The 21,755-nt window shown below is 42.0% G+C and carries 13 protein-coding genes; 8 read left to right on the plus strand and 5 right to left on the minus strand.

Going from position 1 to position 21,755, the window contains the following annotated elements; all coding sequences use genetic code 11:
- A partial coding sequence (locus HC175_RS24750; protein ID WP_168137558.1) for a transposase occupies nt 1–169 on the minus strand: 169 nt, incomplete at its 3' end.
- A gap of 272 nt (nt 170–441) precedes the next feature.
- Between HC175_RS24750 and mnmE the strand changes: the two genes are divergently transcribed.
- Both mnmE and HC175_RS05855 read left to right on the plus strand, forming a co-directional pair.
- The gene (gene mnmE, locus HC175_RS05850) at nt 442–1,890 is read left to right on the plus strand and encodes a tRNA uridine-5-carboxymethylaminomethyl(34) synthesis GTPase MnmE (protein ID WP_168137559.1); all 1,449 of its coding nucleotides are present in this window, start codon (nt 442–444) and stop codon (nt 1,888–1,890) included.
- Between the two features lie 322 nt (nt 1,891–2,212).
- The gene (locus HC175_RS05855; RefSeq protein ID WP_168137560.1) at nt 2,213–3,316 is read left to right on the plus strand and encodes a DUF4407 domain-containing protein; all 1,104 of its coding nucleotides are present in this window, start codon (nt 2,213–2,215) and stop codon (nt 3,314–3,316) included.
- Between the two features lie 2,635 nt (nt 3,317–5,951).
- Here HC175_RS05855 and HC175_RS05860 read toward each other — a convergent pair.
- Both HC175_RS05860 and HC175_RS05865 read right to left on the minus strand, forming a co-directional pair.
- Nucleotides 5,952–6,677, minus strand: a complete 726-nt coding sequence (locus HC175_RS05860; protein WP_168137561.1) for a LytR/AlgR family response regulator transcription factor — start codon at nt 6,675–6,677, stop codon at nt 5,952–5,954.
- Nucleotides 6,646–7,680: a sensor histidine kinase gene (locus HC175_RS05865; protein ID WP_168137562.1), complete on the minus strand. Its 1,035-nt coding sequence runs from the start codon at nt 7,678–7,680 to the stop codon at nt 6,646–6,648. Before HC175_RS05865 ends, HC175_RS05860 begins: the two co-directional genes overlap by 32 nt.
- A 255-nt stretch (nt 7,681–7,935) precedes the next feature.
- On the opposite strand from HC175_RS05865, the gene HC175_RS05870 reads away from it, so the two are divergent.
- Entirely contained in the window at nt 7,936–8,847 is a 912-nt protein-coding gene (locus HC175_RS05870) for an ABC transporter ATP-binding protein (protein ID WP_168137563.1), read from the plus strand.
- Complete coding sequence (locus tag HC175_RS05875) at nt 8,844–12,434, plus strand: ABC transporter permease/M1 family aminopeptidase (RefSeq protein WP_168137564.1); 3,591 nt, start codon at nt 8,844–8,846, stop codon at nt 12,432–12,434. The genes HC175_RS05870 and HC175_RS05875 overlap by 4 nt, the downstream gene beginning before the upstream one ends.
- Nucleotides 12,435–12,490: 56 nt before the next feature.
- Here the strand turns inward: HC175_RS05875 and HC175_RS05880 are convergent, their stop codons facing one another.
- Both HC175_RS05880 and HC175_RS05885 read right to left on the minus strand, forming a co-directional pair.
- Nucleotides 12,491–12,760 carry a hypothetical protein gene (locus HC175_RS05880; RefSeq protein WP_168137565.1) on the minus strand — a complete coding sequence of 90 codons (270 nt, stop codon included), beginning with the start codon at nt 12,758–12,760 and terminating at the stop codon, nt 12,491–12,493.
- Nucleotides 12,761–12,776: 16 nt separating this feature from the next.
- Nucleotides 12,777–14,921: a glycoside hydrolase family 97 protein gene (locus HC175_RS05885; protein WP_168137566.1), complete on the minus strand. Its 2,145-nt coding sequence runs from the start codon at nt 14,919–14,921 to the stop codon at nt 12,777–12,779.
- A 408-nt stretch (nt 14,922–15,329) separates the two neighbouring features.
- On the opposite strand from HC175_RS05885, the gene HC175_RS05890 reads away from it, so the two are divergent.
- The 4 genes from HC175_RS05890 (at nt 15,330) to HC175_RS05905 (ending at nt 21,633) form a co-directional block, all read left to right on the plus strand.
- Entirely contained in the window at nt 15,330–16,937 is a 1,608-nt protein-coding gene (locus tag HC175_RS05890) for a type I restriction-modification system subunit M (RefSeq protein ID WP_168137567.1), read from the plus strand.
- A 162-nt stretch (nt 16,938–17,099) separates the two neighbouring features.
- Complete coding sequence (locus tag HC175_RS05895) at nt 17,100–17,975, plus strand: DUF4365 domain-containing protein (RefSeq protein ID WP_168137568.1); 876 nt, start codon at nt 17,100–17,102, stop codon at nt 17,973–17,975.
- Nucleotides 17,976–18,188: 213 nt separating this feature from the next.
- On the plus strand, nt 18,189–20,660 hold the full coding sequence (locus tag HC175_RS05900) for a hypothetical protein (RefSeq protein WP_168137569.1): 2,472 nt from the start codon (nt 18,189–18,191) through the stop codon (nt 20,658–20,660).
- Complete coding sequence (locus tag HC175_RS05905; RefSeq protein ID WP_168137570.1) at nt 20,623–21,633, plus strand: hypothetical protein; 1,011 nt, start codon at nt 20,623–20,625, stop codon at nt 21,631–21,633. The genes HC175_RS05900 and HC175_RS05905 overlap by 38 nt, the downstream gene beginning before the upstream one ends.
- Nucleotides 21,634–21,755 lie beyond the last annotated feature (122 nt).

Consider the following 21,755-nt stretch of genomic DNA (forward strand, 5'->3'; position numbering starts at 1 on the left):
AGGTAGAAAATTTATGAATCCAGTTATAGATCATAGACCGTGACATCCCGTGAAGCTTAGACAGTTGAAAAACACTGTACCTGCCACTTTCATAATCATTCACAATTTGTCTTTTGAACTCATCGGAAAACTTCCGATGTTTACTGAGTAATCGAATATTTGACTTCATATAAGTTGATTTTGTGGTCAACCTATATCAGGGACGTACATTTTGTTTATTGTTTATTGATCATTGTTCATTGATCATCGCAATGAGGGCCTCATTTTTCCGTCATTCCAAAGACCCAGTCGGCAACTGAAGCAAGCTCCTTCTTTAAGGTGTTGCGACCTTAGGTCCTGTTGGATAACATAAGTTTGATCCAATTGATATAGTTGTTGTGGCTTTTGATAGTCTCAGATCTCAAATCTCACATCTCAAGTCTATTTCCTACTTTTGCACACATGAAATTAAACGACAACATCGTAGCCCTCGCAACGCCTTCAGGTGCTGGTGCTATCGCCGTGATAAGAATATCGGGTCCAGATGCTATTGAGCTGGTAGCTCCCGTCTTTAAAGCCAAAAGCAAAAAAGATCTTCGGGAGCAGGCTTCACATACCCTGCATCTGGGAAACATGACCGATGGGGAAAGGATCCTGGACGAAGTGCTGGTGTCGGTTTTTCATGGCCCGAAATCCTATACAGGAGAAAATACCATCGAGATCTCCTGTCACGGGAGTCCGTACATTCAGCAGGAGATCATTCAGCTGTTGATCAGAAAGGGTTGTCGTTCTGCGGAAGCAGGGGAATTCACTTTGCGCGCCTTTCTTAATGGAAAAATGGATTTGAGTCAGGCAGAAGCGGTGGCCGATCTAATTTCTTCTGAAAATCAGGCGAGCCACCAGATGGCGATGCAGCAAATGCGCGGCGGCTTTTCCAATGAGATCCAAAAGCTGCGGCAGGAACTGCTGAATTTCGCTTCTCTCATAGAGCTGGAACTCGACTTCGCCGAAGAAGATGTTGAGTTCGCAAACCGGGATGAATTTCAGAAGCTGGTGAGCAGGATTCAACAGGTATTGAAAAGACTCATAGATTCTTTTGCCGTGGGGAACGTGCTGAAAAATGGAATTCCGGTGGCTATCGTAGGGGAACCCAATGTGGGGAAAAGTACGCTGCTAAATGCCCTTTTAAATGAGGAACGTGCTATAGTTTCAGAGATTGCCGGCACCACCAGGGACACTATTGAAGATGAGATCTCCATAGGAGGCATTGGTTTTAGATTTATCGACACCGCCGGGATTAGGGAAACTGAAGATGTGGTGGAGAGCATCGGGATCAAACGCACCTTCGAAAAGATTAGTCAGGCGCAGGTTGTACTCTACCTTTTTGACGCCTCCCGTCTCTATGGACCCGAACAATCGGACCGTCATCCTGAACTTGTTTCAGGATCCCGGGAAGACTCCACCCCTACTCTTGAACAGGTTAAATTTGAAATCGAAAAGATCAGGAATCAGTTTCCGCAGAAGCCTTTAGTGATCCTGGCGAACAAGGTGGATCAGTTGAGCCCGGAACAGATCCAGAATCTCAGATCTCAGATCTCAGATCTCCATACTATTTCCTCAAAAAGCGGAGAAGGCGTGGAAGACCTGCAGCAAAAGCTATTGCAATTTGTCAACACCGGTGAACTGCGCAACAACAACACCATCGTCACCAACAGCCGACATTACAACGCGCTGCTTAGCGCTTTAGAAGAGATCAACAAGGTGCAGGACGGGCTTAACCACAACCTCTCCGGCGATCTGCTGGCGATTGACATTCGGGAGGCCCTGCATTACTTTGGAGAGATCACCGGGGAGATCACCAACGATGATTTGCTTGGGAATATTTTTGCGAATTTTTGTATTGGAAAGTAAAGTTCGATTGGTTCATTGATCCGATGTTATACCCTCTAAATTGTAAAAAAACATACAATCCACTGCAAGTTTCATCCACCCTCTTATAGCTTCAAATGCGAGCTGAGATATACTGAGAAAAATAGAAGATGAGTTATCAGTAATAGGCAGGTAAAGGAAATTGCTACTCAAAAAGCAGATAAACAGACGACATATTTCTTAAAAGACTGATAGACTTTCCTGGAAAATCCAAAAACCTTGAAAATTACAAGAGATTTTTTGCAAGAAATGATGAAAATGAACGTTATAAAGATTCATCAATCAATTAATAAATCATCACCTCATGCTAAAACGATTCTTTATTTTCTGCTCCGGGGCAGACACCAAAATCCTTGACTCCTGTTCTCCCGGCGAACAAACAAAATATGCAGGCATAGGCGCCACTGTTTTCTTTACAGCCGTCATGGCGTTCATTGCTTCATCTTATGCGCTTTACACCGTATTTGATAATTATCTTACCGCTGTTCTGTTCGGTTTGATCTGGGGCCTTCTTATCTTTAACCTGGACCGCTTTATCGTCTCTACGATCAAAAAGAAAAACAACTTTAGGAGTGAGCTCCTTCAGGCCACGCCACGTCTCATTCTCGCAGTAATTATTGCTGTTGTGATCGCCAAACCGCTGGAGCTAAAAATCTTTGAGAAGGAGATCAACCAGGTTTTACTGGAAGAAAAAAATGATATGACCCTGGCAAATCAGGAGCAGATCGCCACGCAGTTTGATCCGCAGATAATTGCGCTTAATACGGAAATAGCTTCTTTAGAAGAGGAAGTTGCTGGTAAGGAAGCTGAAGTGAACGCCCTCTACAACACCTATATCGCAGAAGCCGAAGGTACCGCCGGTACTAAAAGATTAGGTAAAGGCCCGGTATATACCGAAAAAAGGCAAAAGCATGACGCAGAGCTGCTTGCCCTGAAGGAATTAAAGGAAACCAATGCAGGGAAGATTGCAGCTGCAGAAGCAACAATTACATCCTTAAACCAGGAATACCAGGCAAAGGTAACCGAATCGCAGCCGGTAATTGATGGTTTCGACGGACTCATGGCGCGGGTAAATGCTTTAAGCAAACTTCCGCTCCTGCCTTCTCTGTTTATTATGTTTTTGTTCCTGGCAATTGAGACCTCCCCTATTTTCGCCAAGCTGCTATCTCCGAAAGGAGCCTATGACCTGAAACTGGAAGATGAGGAAAGCGCACTGCAAACCTGGGTTTCACAACAGCTTCAGCAGCGGGCACTTATTCTTAAAACAGATGCCGGCGTGAATAATAAGGTCTATGCAGACATTGCCGAAGAGCAGGAACTGTACGACTACAAACGAAAAAAGGCACGCGAGCTCATGCAGCTGCAGGCTGATGCTTTTTATAATAAACAGAAACAGGTGCTGGGATAACGAAAGGGACAGGATAGTCAGTCTTCTGATAAAATTTTTCTGACCAGGAGAACTCTTTTTAAGCCAAAACCCCTCGTCAGTTCGAGTGAATTTTTCGAGCGCTTTAGCGAGAAAAATTTGTATCGAGAACCAGAGGGAATTTAGAGCGCTTAAGCTAAGAAAATTCGTATCGAGAATCAATGAGTTATTCAATTCCAGAGGACAGCCTTTTCTTTTTTGCATCGCACAAAAAAGAAACAAAAAAGTCTAGGCTCACGAAACCTTATCTAAATTTTTCATACGGCGGCTAAATTTTAGGAACTCGCGGGAGATTAAATTTTTGCGAGTTCAATTCGTTTCGCTCAAACAGCCTAAAATTCTTAACGCCCCTCTCATTTCAAATTTTACAATAAGCTTTCGTAGGCCGGGGAACAACTACAACACCTCTTTCTCAAAAACAGACCCCTCGTCAGTTCGAGTGAATTTTTTGAGCGCTTTAGCGAGAAAAATTTGTATCGAGAACCAGAGGGAATTTAGAGCGCTTTAGCTAAGAAAATTCGTATCGAGAATCAATGAGTTTTTCAATTTCAGAGGAGAGCCTTTTCTTTTTTGCATCGCCCAAAAAAGAAACAAAAAAGTCTAGGCTCACGAAACCTTATCTAAATTCTTCATTCGGCGGCTAAATTTTAGGAACTCGCGGGAGATTAAATTTTGACGAGTTCAATTCGTTTCGCTCAAACAGCCTAAAATTCTTGACGCCACTCTCATTTCAAATTTTACGATAAGCTTTCGTAGGCCGGGGAACAACTACAACACCTCATTTTCAAAAAAACCCTCTCGTCAGTTCGAGTGAATTTTTTGAGCGCTTTAGCGAGAAAAATTTGTATCGGGAACCAGAGTGAATTTTTTGAGCGCTTTAGCGAGAAAAATTTGAATCGAGAACCAGAGTGAATTTTTTGAGCGCTTTAGCTAAGAAATTTCGTATCGAGAATCAAAGAGTTTTTCAATTTCAGAGGACAGCCTTTTCTTTTTTGCATCGCCCAAAAAAGAAACAAAAAAGTCCAGGCTCACGAAAGCGTATCTAAATTTGTCATTCGGCGGCTAAATTTTAGGAACTCGCGGGAGATTAAATTTTTGCGAGTTCAATTCGTTTCGCTCAAACAGCCTAAAATTCTTAACGCCCCTCTCATTTCAAATTTTACGATAAGCTTTCGTAGGCCGGGGAACAACTACAACACCTCTTTCTCAAAAACAGACCCCTCGTCAGTTCGAGTGAATTTTTTGAGCGCTTTAGCGAGAAAAATTTGTATCGAGAACCAGAGTGAATTTTTTGAGCGCTTTAGCTAAGAAAATTCGTATCGAGAATCAAAGAGTTTTTCAATTTCAGAGGACAGCCTTTTCTTTTTTGCATCGCCCAAAAAAGAAACAAAAAAGTCCAGGCTCACAAAACCTTTTCTAAATTTTTCATTCGGCGGCTAAATTTTAGGAACTCGCGGGAGATTAAATTTTGGCGAGTTCAATTCGTTTCGCTCAAACAGCCTAAAATTCTTGACGCCACTCTCATTTCAAATTTTACGATAAGCTTTCGTAGGCCGGGGAACAACTACAACACCTCATTTTCAAAAAAACCCCTCGTCAGTTCGAGTGAATTTTTTGAGCGGAAGCGAGAAAAATTTGTATCGAGAACCAGAGTGAATTTTTTGAGCGGTAAGCGATAAAAACTTGTATCGAGAACCAGAGTGAATTTTTTGAGCGCTTTAGCTAAGAAATTTCGCATCGAGAATCACAAAGTTTTTCAATTTCAGAGGACAGCCTTTTCTTTTTGCATCGCCCAAAAAAGAAACAAAAAAGTCCAGGCTCACGAAAACTTATCTAAATTTTTCATTCGGCGGCTAAATTTTAGGAACTCGCGGGAGAATTAATTTTGGCGAGTTCAATTCGTTTCGCTCAAACAACCTAAAATTCTTAACGCCCCTCTCACTTCAAATTTTACGAAAAGCTTTTGTAGGCCGGAGAACAAACACAACACCTCTTTCTCAAAAACAAACTCCTCGTCAGTTCGAGTGAATTTTTTGAGCGGTAAGCGAGAAAAATTTGTATCTAGAACCGGAGTGAATTTTTTGAGCGCTTTAGCTAAGAAAGTTCGTATCGAGAATCAAAGAGTTTTTCAATTTCAGAGGACAGCCTTTTCTTTTTTGCATCGCCCAAAAAAGAAACAAAAAAGTCTAGGCTCACGAAACCTTATCTAAATTTTTCATTCGGCGGCTAAACTTTAGGAACTCGCGGGAGATTAAATTTTGGCGAATTCAATTCGTTTCGCTCAAACAGCCTAAAATTCTTGACGCCACTCTCATTTAAAATTTTACGATGAGCTTTCTTAGGCCGGGGAATAACTACAAGACATCTTTCTCATAAACAAACCCCTCGTCAGTTCGAGTGAATTTTTTGAGCGCTAAGCGAGAAAAAATTTGTATCGAGAAAAGTCCAGGCTCACGAAACCTTATCTAAATTTTTCATTCGGCGGCTAAATTTTAGGAACTCGCGGGAGATTAAATTTTGACGAGTTCAATTCGTTTCGCTCAAACAGCCTAAAATTCTTGACGCCACTCTCATTTCAAATTTTACGATAAGCTTTCGTAGGCCGGAGAACAATTCCCTACTCCAGCCCTTTAAGCTTCTTAAAAAAGTTATCCGCGTAAGTGTCGCTTACGGGAATGTAATTGCTGGAGATCTTGATTCTCTTTCTTTCAATATGTTCAATCTTATCTATAGCCACCAGGTACGAACGATGTACTCTCGCAAATTTCGATGCTGGCAGGAGTTCCTCCAGTCTCGCAAAACTGAGCAGTGTCATGATCTTTTCCTGGGGCGTGTGGATCCTCAGGTAATCTTTCATGCCTTCAACAAAAAGAATATCTTCCAGAGCAAGCTTCTGCACCCTGTGCCCTACCTTCAGAAAAATATGATCGGGCTCGGGAGGTGCGGGAACCGGGTTATTTATTTTCGGGGGCTGTTTTTCGTTTAACTCCTGATACACCCGCAGCACGCTTTTGTAAAAGCGCTCAAAGGAAACAGGTTTCAGCAGGTAATCCTTTACTTCCAGCTCAAAAGCCTTCAGGGCATATTGATCATAGGCTGTGGTAAGAATGATCGCTGGCTTTGGCTGGAGCATGGGGATAAAGCTTAATCCGTCAAGATCGGGCATATTGATGTCGAGAAAAAGCAGGTCGGCCGGGGCTTCCTTGATATGCAGATTGGCTTCCATGGGACTCATGAAGCTTCCCTTCAGTTCCAGAAATGGCACTTTTGCTATATATTCCTCAAGGATCTCCTGGGCCAGAGGTTCATCATCAATAATGTAGCAAATGATCTTTTCTTTCATGTGGCTGTATATGTAGGTCCTTAATTTTCAGTAATACCGTATAATGACCGTCATTTTCATCTGTTTCAAGAGTATGGCTATGAGGGTATAACAGCTGCAGCCTCTTTTTAATATTCGGCAAGCCTATTCCGCCACTTTCCTGCAGCGCTCCAGCATTTCTACCAATCGGATTCCTGATCCTGAAGATAAGGGTATTTTCCCTCACCTCCACCTGCAGCTGAATTGCCCCGGGTGCAAGATCTGACGGACTGTGTTTATAGGCATTCTCCAGGAAATGGATAAAGAGCAGGGGCGCAATTGCTATACTTGCTGTCTCTCCCTTTATTTCCAGGTCTACAATTGGATGTTTCCTGTACCTGAGCTGCTGCAGACTAATGTAGTCCTGTAAATAAGTGATCTCCCGGAAAAGGGGAACCGTGGGCGCATTAGATTCATAGATCATATAGCGCATCAGGGAAGCCAGCCGCAGTACAGCTTCGGGCGCAGTAGCTGCCTGTTTGTAAACCAGGGTATGGATATTATTCAGCGTATTGAACAGGAAATGCGGATCGATCTGAGATTTCAGATAAGACAGCTCTGTCTGCACCGCCTGTTTTTCAAGCTGCTCTTTTAACACAGTGTTCAGCACCAGATTCTCTGTGACCCTTGCCAGCCAGCTTAGAAAGGTGAATACAGGTACTGCAGTAACAAGCGTCATGAGGTAATAATCCTGAAAAGCTCCTGCACTTGCGAAGCCTGAAGGGTGAAAAATGACAAATGGAATAGGGCCTGTCACTATGATCCCTGCCAGCAGTAGAAAATAATCTCTTTTTTTCCTTTTAGCTGAATACTTCAGAAGATAAAAGTGGCTGTAAAAAACATACATGCAGGTTAGCAATGTGCCTGCAGTTACTGCCCTCCACTGAAGATGTTCATCGGAATTCAGCTGCAGGACGATCAACAGTCCGAAGAGAGTCCAGAGCGCCAGGTGCACCAGCTTGAATATCTTTTTGATGCGGTTCATAGCACAAAGATATTCTTTCCTGCTATTCCCCAGGAACTTAGTCGACCGTTTGGCTTTCCGGCTCTGCGAAAGAGGAGATGAGATCTACAGAGGCTCTACAGAATAAGATGGGTTACTGGTAGGTTGAAAGTGGGGCTTGGTATATCGGTTTTTGTTTTTAGTACTCCTCCTCTTTCTTTTGTTCTGAAATCCCCGACTAACGATTATAGATTTCCATTTCTGCGGAAAACCAGGAAAGGATCTAAAAGAAAAATTATGCTTGCTTCTGAACTTCATCTCTCCATTCGCAATGTCTCCAAGACCTACCCAAATGGTGTCCTGGCTTTAGATCATGTTTCCCTGGAAATTCCGAAGGGCATGTACGGCCTGCTGGGACCCAATGGCGCCGGAAAGTCGACCCTGATGAGAACCCTGGCTACCCTGCAGGAACCAGATTCGGGGGAAATCACTTTGGGAGAGATCAACGTGATACATCAGAAAGCTGAAGTGCGCAAGACGCTGGGCTACCTGCCACAGGAATTTGGTTTATATCCGAAAGCAAAAGCCGAAGAGCTGCTGGATTATTTCGCCGTGCTTAAAGGCCTCACTAATCGTGCTTCCAGGAAGGAGGTTGTTACGGCCCTACTGAAACAAACCAATCTCTGGGAGAAACGCAAACAGAAGCTAGGTGGTTTTTCGGGGGGAATGAAGCAGCGCTTTGGCGTGGCCGTAGCTCTGCTGGGAAATCCACGTCTCATGATCGTAGATGAACCTACTGCGGGGCTGGATCCGGCCGAGCGGGTGCGGTTCCTCAATTTATTAAGTGAACTGGGAGAAAAGAGCGTGGTCATACTTTCTACACATATTGTAGAAGATGTGAGCGAACTCTGTACGCGTATGGCCATCATTAATAAAGGAAAAATTCTACTGGAAGCGGAGCCGCTTAAGGCCGTTGCAAAAATCCAGGGCAGGATATGGCGCCGCGTAATCGATAAGGATCAATTGCTGGCAGTGGAGCGAGACCACAAGGTCATCTCTACCCGCCTTCTGGGTGGCAGAACTGTGGTGCATGTTTACAGTGAAACCAACCCCGGCCCTGCTTTTGAACAGGTGCCTCCCGATCTTGAGGATGTGTATTTTTCGACCATGGCGGGCGTAAATCAGCAAAAGAGGGAGGTGCGGCCATGATCTTTTTCAGGATCTTTCGCGACGAGTTCTTTTACCAGCTAAGCCGGGTATCGGTATGGCTGTACCTGTTCCTGCTGCTCACATTTTCAATTGGAATGAGCCAGCTCATTTCCACCGGCGACGGGGTGCATCCTAACAACAGCTTTCATATTACCGCAACCATCATCATGGGCAGTTTTTTATGGCTTTTAATGGGGGCGACGGTAGCCGGGGAAGCGGCAGCCCGTGATGTAAAGCTGAAAATACATGCTTTAATATTTACTGCTCCCGTGAGAAGGCTGAACTATCTGGGAGGAAAATTCCTTGCTGCCTTTACAATAAATGCGCTGCTCGTATTCTCCTTACCCCTGGGCGTACTGCTTTCCTTTTATCTGCCAGGCATTGAGCGGGAGGAATTACTGCCCTTTCGCCCTATGTTGTATTCGAGGGTCTACTTCCTGCTCTCCTTACCCACTGTTTTTATAGTCACCGCCTTACAGTTCAGCTTTGCTGCCTTGAGCCGGAAGCCCATTATGAGCTTTCTTGCGAGTATCTTCCTTACAGTTTTTCCGCCACTGCTGGCCGTGCTGGCCGAAAATCTCTTCGGAAATCCAGACCTTATAAAGCTGCTGGATCCTGTGGGGGTGGCGGGGATCGTGGGCAATGAAATGCAAACCTGGTCACCCCTGGAAAAAAATACTCAGATCATCAGGCTGGAAGGAATGCTCTTCTGGAATCGCATTCTCTGGCTGCTCCTGGCCCTCGGCGTGCTGGTGATGACCTGCAGGCGCTACAGTTACGGCTATGCAACATCCAGGAGCTGGAGGAGCCGGTTCAGAAGAAAACAGTTCTCCCCTACTGAAACTGTTCCTGAAACCGGTATCCTTCGCGCTCCTGCCATTACTGCCCCGCAGGTACATCGGGAATTCGGCTTAACAACCAGATTACTGCAAACCCTCGCAATTGCCTGGGCCTCCTTTAAAAAAATGATCACTAACCCCATCGGATTAATTCTGGTGGGCGGTTTGAGCCTGGGATCAGCGATCTTTGGAGATCTCCTCATGACCGAACTCGGAATTCCCATAATTCCCACTACTCAGGAAGTAATTTCATACCTCAATCCGCCGTTGAACAGCGTCAATTCGCCCTGGGTGATCCTGCCCCTGCTCATCATCTTTTACGTGGGGGAACTCGTCTGGCTGGAACGGGATCATGGTCTGGCTGAAATTGCTGATGTCACGCCCCTCACCAGCTTGGTACTTTTTATCGGCAAATATCTGGGGCTGGTCTATATGCTTCTGGTATGGCTGGCGATCCTAATGGCGGGAGGCATAGGCATGCAGCTGCTCCTGGATTACCATCACCTGGAAATAGACCTCTATTTTCTGTCACTTTTCGCACTGCAGTTACCCGATTACCTGCTCTTTGGGCTGCTGACTTTTGCTGTGCACGTGATCATTGATCAGAAGTACATTGCAACTCTCGTCATATTGCTCATCTTCGGCATCATGGCTTTTCCATCTCAATTGGGACTGGAGCACAGCCTGTTGATCTATGCTGCCGGCCCCCGCTGGTGGTATACCGAAATGCGCGGATTTGGCGATAGCCTGGTGCCATGGCTATGGTTCAGGTTGTACTGGACCTGCTGGACCCTCTTGCTGGCCATTGCTGCCAATCTGCTTTGGGCACGAGGGAGAGAACAAAGCTTTTCCATGCGCTTTTTAAAAATCAGCGATGGCTTAAAAGGAAGAACCTTGAGGTTCAGTCTGGTGGTGATAGGCCTGCTTGGCATTACCGGAAGCTATATCTTTTACAACACCAATGTGCTGAAGGAATACCTTCCGGCTTCCAAAGTCCTTACGCGAAAGGCGGATTATGAAAAGCAATACAGCCGGTATGGAAATCGCCCTCAGCCTCAGCTCACCGGTACCCGCCTTGAGGTCGAGATCTTTCCACAACAGCAAAAGCTGGAGATCTCAGGAACTTTTTCGCTTAAGAACAATACCGCCGCTGCCATAGATTCCATTCATTTGGGGAGCGTTCCGGGAGTGAAATTGCAGGAAGTGGAATTCAGCAGAAAGGCTACAGCTTTGACAAATGATCAGGTGCTCGGTCATCACATCTACCGCCTTGAGCAGCCACTAATGCCAGGAGATTCCTTAAAGCTGAAATTTAAAGTGGAGGATGAAGCTAGAGGTTTCCACCACAAGACAAATCCGCCGCTGGTGGTCAAAAATGGCACCTCTTTTACAAATTTTGACCTGCTCCCAGGCATTGGATATCAGCGCTTCAGGGAGATCAGTGATAAGGAATTGAGAAAGAAATACCAGCTGCCTTTTCGGCCCGAAATTCCTTCTCTTTATGATCTGCAGGCCCGAAAAAAGGGATTCAGTAATGATCAAATGACCTTTGAGGCCGTCATTGGCACTGCAAAAGATGAGATCGCTGTAGCTCCCGGGAGACTGCTCAAAAAATGGACAGCCGGAAACAGGGCGTACTATCACTATAGATCTGCCACTTCAATTGGGGCAGAATTCACCATTTTATCGGCCGCTTATGAGAAGCGGGAGGCAGCGTGGCAGGACGTGGCCATCCATGTCTATTACCTGCCCGAACACCATAAGAGTATCGACCGAATCGTCAAAGGCGCAAAGGCATCGCTGCAGTATTATGCTGAACACTTTGGCCCCTATCCCTTTAAAAGTCTTACCCTGGTGGAGCAGGCAGGAGGTGGCGGTGGCGCCAGTGCCGATGCTGGGATCATCTACTTTGGAGAAAAGTACGCCCTCTTTGCTCCCGATGACGGCCCCGACGGATTTGACCTGCCGTATTACATCATCGCCCATGAGGTGGCACACCAGTGGTGGGGACTTGCCAGGCTAACTCCTGCTTACGTGGAAGGAGCGGGGGTTTTGATCGAAGGGCTTTCCGTGTATTCAGGAATGCAGGTGCTGGCACAAAATTATGGTCCCGGCCATTTGCAGAAATACCTGGATTACCTGCATGCTTCCTATGCCTTACCCCGCTCCCTCGCTTCTGCTCCCCTGCTCCAGGCCAACGAGGATTTCCTTTATTATAGAAAAAGCGGTTTGGCATTATATGCGCTGAGCAAATATGCCGGGAAAGAGCAGGTCAATGCGGCCCTTAGGGAGCTGCTTGAAAAGCGAACTTCGGGAGCGCTGCAGCTGCCTACCACCTTAGATCTCTATAAAGAGCTGCAGGGAGTAACGCCCGATTCGCTGCATTACCTCTTGCACGACCTGTTTAAGGAAAATACCTATTGGCGCCTGAAAACCAATAAGCTTTCCGCAAGGCAAACTGTAACAGGAGATTGGGAGGTGCAACTGGAAATTGAGGCCCGGAAGCTGGTCATTGACGCCTACGGAAATGAGAAGGAAGTGCCCATGCATGACTGGATAGAGATAGGGATCTTTGAAGAAGGCAAGCCCCAACAGGCACCGCTTTACCTGCAAATGCATCGCCTCGATTCGGGGGTGCAGACCCTTAATATCAGGGTGGCTCGTAAACCCGCAACCGGAGGTATAGATCCCAACCACCTGCTGCTCGACCTGAGACATGATGACAACATTAAAAAATCCGGGCTCTAAAAATGTAATGCTAAAATGCCCTTTTTGACAGGTTACTGCGGAAGGAGTTCAACACTTCAGGAGCTTCGGAATTCCTCCTTTTTATGTTGCTTCTGAAAATACTTCAGCCGGAACCCGAACTTCAGAAATTTCTGAAATTCAGAAGAAATTTCAGCCTTCCGAATACACTTGTAAAGCTTCCGAAGCACATCGGGATATTCCGAATAAGAGCATTGCCGCTGCTCGCCTTGCTCCTGTTCTTCAGCAGCATAACCTGCAGCTGTAATCTTTAAACACAGGCCAAAAAAAACCCGGAGAACGAAAATAATTTCTTCTCCGGGTTTCATTATGAGCTTAAGATCTTCAGAGTTTTTTCAAGCCTTTCATTTCAGCTTTAGTGGCCGGTTTGATGGAAATAGCAACGCCTCCCCCGGCAGCTAACTGCTGTTTCAGCCGGGAGCCAGAATTCACGATGACCTTCCTGATGCTGTAGCTCTGCGGATTCTTATCATAGTTTGCATCCTTTCCGTCGGCATAAATGGTGGCAATGAAATTCTGCTTTTTTGGAAGGTATTCAAAACTGATCTTTGCCTGCCGCGGCTGCTCATCGGTCACACCGCCAACAAACCACGCCTCTTCTCCCTTCGCCTTGCGGGCAATGGTCACGTAATCTCCTGGCTCGGCTTCAAGAATGTAAGTCGCATCCCAGTCCAGCGCCACATCCTTAATGAACTGAAAGGCATCGGGGAACAGCTCATAATTCTCGGGCAGGTCGGCAGCCATCTGCAAGGGACTGTACATAGTGACGTACAGCGCCAGTTGGTTCACCAGCGTGCTGTTCACCCACGAATTGTTATTGGGATTCACCTTACTAATGTCCATCTCAAAAATTCCGGGCGTATAATCCATAGGCCCGCCCAGCAGTCTCGTGAACGGCAGCACGGTAACATGAAAAGGTTTTGAGCCGCCAAAGGCCTGGAACTCTGTCCCCCTTGCCGATTCGTTTGCAATAAGATTAGGCCAGGTCCTTGCTACTCCCGTGGGCCTTACCGCCTCGTGGGCATTGACCATGATCTCATATTCGGCCGCCTTTTCAATGGCATACTGGTAATGATTCACCAGCCACTGACTGTAGTGATTTTCTCCCCGCGGAAGTATATTGCCCACATACCCGCTTTTTACGGCATCATAGCCATGCTCCTTCATAAATTGATATGCTGCGTCAAGATGCCGCTCATAATTGCGTACCGAAGCTGAAGTTTCGTGGTGCATGATCATTTCCACCCCCTTGTTTTTGGCGTAGGCAGTGATCTCCTCAAGGTCAAAATCGGGATAAGGAGTTTGAAAGTCAAAGACATAATCCTTTTTATGACCAATCCAGTCTTCCCAGCCTACATTCCAGCCTTCCACCAACACCCCGTCAAAACCATGTTCGGCAGCAAAATCTATGTATTTTTTGACATTTTTGGTAGTTGCACCATGCCGCCCGTGAGGCGTTGCATCTTCATAATTGGTTACACCAAGTTTTACAGCATTAAAATCTCTGGTATAATCCCAGGAACTTTTGCCCGTGATCATCTCCCACCAAACGCCGATATATTTCATGGGTTTGATCCAGGAGGTGTCATCGATCTTTGAAGGTGCGTTAAGATTATAAGTAATATCAGAAGTAAGAATATCCCTCGCGTCATCGCTCACAATAACGGTACGCCAGGGCGTGTGGGCTGGGGTGATCATATAGGCCATATCGCCATTAACATCGGGCGTAAGCGCCGAGGTAAAGACCAGATTTTCCGGGTCAAGGTCCAAGTGCATAGCCGAATAATCGATAAGTGCAGCTTCGTGGAGGTTAATGTAGAGTCCGTCATCGCTCTTCATCATTAGCGCGGTTTGCACTGCAGAAGGAGAAAATCTTTTGGACCAGGCATCCCCACCTTTATAAGATCTTCCTATCTCGGCTATTTCTGAAAGTCGGGATTCATTGTAGTCATATTCCTGAGTTCCGTAATCTCCCGGGATCCAGAAGGCTTTGTGATCTCCGGTCATGGCAAATTGGGTTCTTTCATTCTTCACTACAAAATGCCCCAGCTTTTCCTGCGAGGGAAACTCATACCTGAAGCCGAGACCGGTGTCAAAAAGGCGAAATCTAAGGGTCATTTTCCTCCCCGTTTCCTGCTGAAGAAGATCTACAGCCATTTCGTTATAGTGATTCCGAATCTGTTTTTCCTCGCCCCACACCGGCTCCCAGGTCTCATCAACTTCGGTGCGGTGTACCTCGCTCACCACGAAACCCTGCAGCAGGTCTGGCTGATTCTTAAGCTCAAATCCCAGTTGACTCGGAGCAATGACAGTCTTCCCTTTAAAACTGAGTTCATAGACCGGGGTACCCGCATCATCGAGCTTAAACTGCAGCTGCAGCCTGGCATCTGGCGACTGCAGTTCCTGCGCAGCAGCCGAAAGGACTAAAAAGAAAAGGAAAATGAAACTTTTAAAAATTTTTTTGTGCATAGTGATTATGATCTGGTTAAGGATAAGGTGCAAAATACATTGATGCCCAAAGATAAGGAAGCCTTTGAAAAGACATTTTTGGAAGGTATAAAAAAGTGTGTTTAATTTTCTGAGGGCAGTGCAGCGGAATGAAGAATCTTTTAATGGTTATGAGTTATGGGTTATGAGTTATGAGTTGAGATTCCTCCTTCGTCGGAATGACAAACGGCTTCAATCACTGAGCGCAGTGCAGCGGAGTGAAGAATCATTTTAGGGATCCCACAACAACTTTTTGAAGAAAATTTTAATTACCGATCTAAAAGAAAGTCCTCCCCTAAAAGAATGTTAAGAAAATTAACTAACTTTCCCGTTCTGGATCGCCCCCCTACTTCTGATCCAGCTTTTACAACCAAACCTTTCCATTTATACATGGCAAAAGCAGACATTGATTTTGAAAAAGAACTCTGGGATGCGGCGAACGAATTGCGCGGCGCGGTATCTGAGAATAACTATAAAAACTACGTCCTTCCCCTTGTTTTCGTAAAGCACCTTAGCGAGCGCTATGAGGTGGTGCGTGAGGAACTGAAGGAGCAGCTTAATGATCCTGAATCTGATTATTACACTACAGATACCGAGGAGATCAATTACGTCCTGGAGGACCGGGATGAATACCGTTCTCGGAATACCTTCAAAATTCCGGAAACCGCTTCCTGGCAATATCTAAAAGACAATGCCGAGCAGGATGATATCAAGGTGAAGGTGGATGATGCCTTTGATGTGATCCAGGAACTTCTAACGGGGTACAATGCCCAGCTGGTAAATATTTTGCCGCGGATCTTTGTGCGGAGTGAACTTTCTCCCAAACAAACCGGCGGAATCATCAACCTGCTTTCCCACCCCAAATTTTCTGAAAAGGAAAATCCCGAAAGCGATATCCTGGGCCGGATCTATGAATATTATATCGGCCGCTTTGCAATGGCTGAAGGCTCGGGTGCGGGGCAGTTCTTTACGCCGGGAAGTATTGTAAGGCTGCTGGTGGAACTATTGGAGCCTTACAAAGGCCGCATCTTCGACCCCGCTTGCGGGAGTGGCGGTATGTTTGTGCAGAGTTTGAAGTTTATTAAAGAACACGGCGGAAACAAAAAAGACATCGCGATCTATGGGCAGGAAATGACCGCACAAACTTTGCGCTTGTGCCTGATGAACCTGATGCTGCGGGACCTTTCTTTTGATATTAAACTGGGAAATTCTTTGCTTGATGACAAATTCCCAAACCTGAAAGCCGACTATATCATTGCCAATCCGCCATTTAATGTGAGTAACTGGCATCCTGAAGATCTGCCCGATGGCGATCCCCGGTTATTTGGTCCTAAAGAAGAATTCACTACAGATGGCAGCGCCAATTATATGTGGATGCAAACCTTCTGGCACCATTTAAGCGACACGGGAACTGCCGGAATTGTAATGGCAAACGGCGCGATGACCTCCAACAACAAGGGAGAGAAAAACGTGCGGCAGCATATGGTAGACAATTCTATGATAGATGCCATAGTTCGCCTGCCCGATAAGCTGTTCCTCACCACCGGGATCCCCGCCTGCCTTTTCATCCTGAGCAAAAACCGCGACGGAAAAGACGGCACCCACCGCGAACGCAACAACGAGATCCTGTTCCTGGACGCCTCTAAAATGGGCACAATGGCCAGCAGAAAATTGAGGGTTTTTAGTGATGATGATATTAATAAAATTGCTGAAACCTACCACAAGTGGCGCAATGTAACCCCGCAAGATGTCACCCTGAGCCCCGTCGAAGGGTACGTTGACATCGAAGGTTTCTCAAAAGCAGCAACAATTACTGATGTACAAAAACAAGATTACAAACTCACCCCGGGCATTTATGTAGGAACCGAAGCTGAAGAGGATGACGGAATCCCTTTTGAAGAAAAGATGCAAACTTTAAAAACTGAATTGCTGGAGCAGTTTGAAAAGGGAGAAGAGTTGAAGGAAAAGATTAAAGCCAATTTTGATAAGATTCTTTGAAATAACCTTGAAATATGGACGAAGAATATTAAATGGTAATGATTCGTGCAAATATTCATCGACACGAGAGAGAGAAAAAAAATTAAAATTAACAACCCACATCGCTCTTGAGAAAGATCAACAAAAAGTAAATCTAAAAAACAGTAAGGTATAATTATTCAAATGGCAGATAGATATTCTGAAACAGAAAGATTAGGCGTAAACGCAGTAGAATCAATTTTTTTGAAAACTTTTAAATGGATTTTTCGTGAACAGCCTATCATTGATATGGGCATCGATGCTCATATTGAAACTGTAGACAGTAAAGGTCCTACCGGAAAACTAATTGGAGTTCAGATAAAAACTGGACCAAGTCACTTTTATGAAACTGATGATTTTTATACTTTCTACTTAGATAATACTCATTATAATTATTGGATAAACCATTCACTCCCTGTATTATTAATTGGTCATTTACCAGACTCAGAAACAACATTCTGGCAATACATTGATAAATCTACTGTAGAAGAAACTAAAAAAGGTTGGAAAGTTGGGATACCTAAAACCAATTTATTAAACCAAACAAAAACGAAGTTCCGAATTCTTGAAATTTTGTCTTCAAAATCAATAGATGAAAAAATAAATAAACTATTCTTTGATAAGGAGCTTATGAAATTCATTGAAAATGGAGATAAAATTAATATTTATACCGAGGAATGGCATAACAAAAGTTTAGGAAGAGGACAGTTTTCTGTAATTCTTATAAAAGATGGGAAAGAAGAAGTAGTAAGAGAATGGAAACATTTTTATAATCTAAAATTACAAGATCATATTGCTAAATTATTTCCCTGGGCTGATTTTGAAAATGATAAAGAATTTTATGCTGAGAATTTTGAAGACAGCGTATATATGATTTATTCAAAGGATTGGCTACATACTTTCAAAATATATCCCTATAAAGTAGTTAGTGGTGAAGCAGGTTTATATCGACTAAATTTAAAACTGAACAAAACTGGAAAAGCGTTTTTGGCGTTAGAAGAATATTTAGAAGAGTTATAACAATGCACAAAACTGTATCCTATGAAAAGCAATGCTGAAACCTTTCTCAATAAAAAGGTCCGTCCTCGCCAATTTCGTTAATTGTCCTGCGGAAAATCACGCTCGCCAGTTCGCATTGTTTTAATTAAGGATGTTGTGCTTAATGCGTATGAGATTTTTGAGGTTTAACGGTTATATGATTTATCGCAAAATTTATTCTCTAAAAAGAATCTATTGAACAAAATAAAATTAACAGCTTACGATAAAAGTATAGAGTTTAGCGATGCGAAAGCATTTTTAAATTTGATGCTAAAGCAGAGCAGCAAAATTTTAATCTTTTCGGCAGGTTATGTTCTAATACTTATTCTAATAGATAGTATAGCACGGATTCTATTAGAACATTTGAAATCCTCCTATTTCGAACCATTTAATCAAATTCATCTATTAATTGAAATTATCAATGAGAAATTTGGATTGAAATTCATTGATTTTTTTAAGGATGTAATTGTAATTAGTGCAGGAGTTTTAGGAGTTATATTTGGTTTATTCTACACTAGTTTTTTGAACATCATTACAACGAAGTATGCAAATATGCACTATAATATTAGTTTGAAAATGATTGAACAAAAAACTATTAAGAGATACTTTTCTCTTTTAGCTATAATGGTAATTTCTTCAATACTTTTTCAATTAACTTTGGTGTTTGGTTTCAATCCAACTTTAATTAGTGCCTCTATATTTACGTTTTCTGTCATAATTTGTATAAGTTCTTTTATTTACTTCGGAAGGTTATCAATGATATTTTTCAACGAGAGTATTCTCGTTGCTGATATTCTAAATGAAGCGTATACAATTTTTAATAGAACATATAAAAATCGAAAGATTTTCTATTCAAAGGCTTCCAACAATTCTCTTACATCTGTAAAGTCTAAATTAGAATTTATTAAACTGATAATTGAAGAATCATCCCTAACCAATTTTAGAAATACTTCTTTGGATGGAATATCAAGAAGTTTATTAGATTTTTCTCTATTCTACTATAGATTAAAACAAACTTTTCCATCAAATAGAAAATGGCACGTTCAGATTTATCGACATAAAACTTGGGAAGAAGCTACCAGTAGCGAATATCAAGTCTTTAGCAATTCAAGCAGATCGTTATTTCCAGAAACTATTGAAGATTTTAATCATATTGACAAGCTTATTATTCAGAGTCAATTTATGCTATTCAAATTAATAAAAGATGATAATGAGAAATGGAAAGTATTGAGCCAACAAGCAAAATTTGTACAAACATTCTCTTATCAAATGGATATTGATTTATTCGATACTTATTTTGAAAACCTTTACGCTTTTCTAAAAGAGAACCTGAAGCCAAATGAATACAAGGGTAATATTTCTTACAACTTACAATTGGTTACAAACTTCAGCAATCTATTGATTAACTACTTTATTGGCCTGAATTATAATTCTAGTAATCTTATTACGGCTAGGAACATAAAAGATCTAAGTCTTAAAGTGCATAGTTTTGAAAACTTTGAAAATGTGACATCTATTCCTTATAAACTAAGAATTTGGATAGACGAACATCAAAATAAACTTAAGAATGAAAAGGACTTACTAGGTGAAATAGTAACACCATTATCCTATACAAATAACTTATTAAAATTAGAATTTGCAGAAATAATCGTAAAACATTTATCCTTCCTAGTAGAGAAATCAATTAAATTAGTTAAGGAAGTAAAAGATCTTCTACTCAAAGAAAATAAATATGACCTACAATGTTTATCCTTTTTGCTTGATAGCTTAGATATAGAAAATAAAACAATCCACGGGATTGACGTAAGTTCCAATTTAATTGCCGTATTAACTGAGGAAGAAATTTTTGTGAACTTTGACGCTCAAAAATTCCAAAAAGAGAGTATTAAAAATAAGATTGAAAATTTAAATGAAGATTTAATTCAAGGAATTTGGGAAATAGGATATGTTAGTGCTGATACAGAAATAGAAAATTTCCCAGACTTATTTGGAACCGTTTATAATATTTTAGTAAACAATATAATAGAAATTGCTACATCTAAGTCTCCAGACGATCTATATGTATTTACAAAAAGCTTTATACGGTATAATTTTATTTATATAAATAAATTAGAAAGAAAGATTAATTCTGAGAACATTCAATATCTAAGTGCTAAAATATACCCGCTGGTAATCGATTTATTTGAAGTTTGGTCATTTACATTCTTTGTGTTAAGAGCTGGGAAGAGAAACGATTTGATTGATGAGCTCATAGAGTTTTGGAACGAATTATTTATAACACTAAAAATTAAAGAGGCTAGTTATTGGCAAAAATTATTGGCCATCTATAATTACTTTCAGAACTCTTTAATGGGATTAGGTAATTCCTCATATGTTCGAGAGTTTGAAAGAAAAAGAAAATTTGAAGCATATATGAAAGAGAAAAATTTCATTAAGAGTAAAATGGTTAAACATCATCATTTTCCTTCTAAAGTGTTTTATAGTGATATCAACGATTTTTACTTAGAAGCAATTGCTAAAAGTTTTGACGACCATTTTGGATTTAAAGGTGACTTAGATCAATTCTTTATAGAATACTTTCTAAGAACACGTATTGTTTTGAAAGAAGCTAAAATTAAGGAAACAGAATATGGAAAAACTCTCAGAAGGGTTATGGAAAGAAATTAGATTCCATCAAAAATTACCTTTACTCGACCACACACAAGTATCCGGAAAGGGTAACGGATTTAATGATAGATTAAGTTTTGAAAGCGATCGGGTTTTTGAAAGCAAAGAAGAGAATTTTCTTGATCGCTCAAAATTCAAAACGATCTATTTAAGAAATTTAGCAAACAGAGCAGATCCTTCTTTATCCAAGGAAAGAATGTTTACAGAATCTATAAAATTTGAGAACTGTACAGATAATTTTATAAAAACTATTTTATTGTATTCTCAACGGGGACATTATAGAAATGATTATACAGTTATTACAAGAGCAATTGGAGACTGGGTTAAGAACTTGATTTATAATGGAAGGGTGATAATAGAAATAGTCAGTTGGTATACAAATGACACTAAACAATTCTATGGGTTTGAACTAATAGTTCTAGACATAAATAAATGCAAAATAAGACGAAAGAATGTCCTTTTCTCAGCACTGAAAAATGGTAAAATTGAAAAAACAAAAATTCCCAAATCGAAATGTATAATTATCGATTTCCCCAAAGAGTTAGGTGGGAATCAAGAATTTAAAAGAAAATCAAAAAAAATAGAAAAGCTTGGCATGGATAATTTATTCAATGTTGAAAATCCCAAGGAATCACTAGAATATAGTAAGAACTGGGATAAACAATTTGATAAAATTATATCAGATTGGGGGTGGATGAATCGACGTGAAAACATTTCCGATTTTTTGTATGCTTACCAGCTCCTAAATTTTAATAATTCAGCTCTTCAATGTTGTTATGCCTGCATAGACGGTTTTAAGTATTTGGTTTCATTTATAAGCTCAAAACTCAATGAAAATGCAATCTTTGAAATCTCAGGATTTTTAGATAGAAGCTTTTATACAGAATTGCTCGAAAAATTCACCAAAGATCAATTACCATTAGAAGAGGTTTTTAATGCTAATAATAAATCTGTTATGTTAGATTATTTATAGGAAATCTTCAATTGAGTTTTGCCACATTTTTAATTTTCAGTGGGAAATTCAGTTAATAGAACTAAATATAATAAAGAATGCTTAAATCAGTCGCAATTTTATACAGCAAGCTTACATAGCTT

It is taken from the genome of Salinimicrobium oceani (genome assembly GCF_012037645.1).

Coding starts and splice junctions, on each gene's coding strand:
- mnmE (WP_168137559.1), top strand. CDS start 442: ATGAAATTAAACGACAACATCGTAGCCCTCGCAACGCCTTCAGGTGCT.
- HC175_RS05855 (WP_168137560.1), top strand. CDS start 2,213: ATGCTAAAACGATTCTTTATTTTCTGCTCCGGGGCAGACACCAAAATC.
- HC175_RS05860 (WP_168137561.1), bottom strand. CDS start 6,677: ATGAAAGAAAAGATCATTTGCTACATTATTGATGATGAACCTCTGGCC.
- HC175_RS05865 (WP_168137562.1), bottom strand. CDS start 7,680: ATGAACCGCATCAAAAAGATATTCAAGCTGGTGCACCTGGCGCTCTGG.
- HC175_RS05870 (WP_168137563.1), top strand. CDS start 7,936: ATGCTTGCTTCTGAACTTCATCTCTCCATTCGCAATGTCTCCAAGACC.
- HC175_RS05875 (WP_168137564.1), top strand. CDS start 8,844: ATGATCTTTTTCAGGATCTTTCGCGACGAGTTCTTTTACCAGCTAAGC.
- HC175_RS05880 (WP_168137565.1), bottom strand. CDS start 12,760: ATGAAACCCGGAGAAGAAATTATTTTCGTTCTCCGGGTTTTTTTTGGC.
- HC175_RS05885 (WP_168137566.1), bottom strand. CDS start 14,921: ATGCACAAAAAAATTTTTAAAAGTTTCATTTTCCTTTTCTTTTTAGTC.
- HC175_RS05890 (WP_168137567.1), top strand. CDS start 15,330: ATGGCAAAAGCAGACATTGATTTTGAAAAAGAACTCTGGGATGCGGCG.
- HC175_RS05895 (WP_168137568.1), top strand. CDS start 17,100: ATGGCAGATAGATATTCTGAAACAGAAAGATTAGGCGTAAACGCAGTA.
- HC175_RS05905 (WP_168137570.1), top strand. CDS start 20,623: ATGGAAAAACTCTCAGAAGGGTTATGGAAAGAAATTAGATTCCATCAA.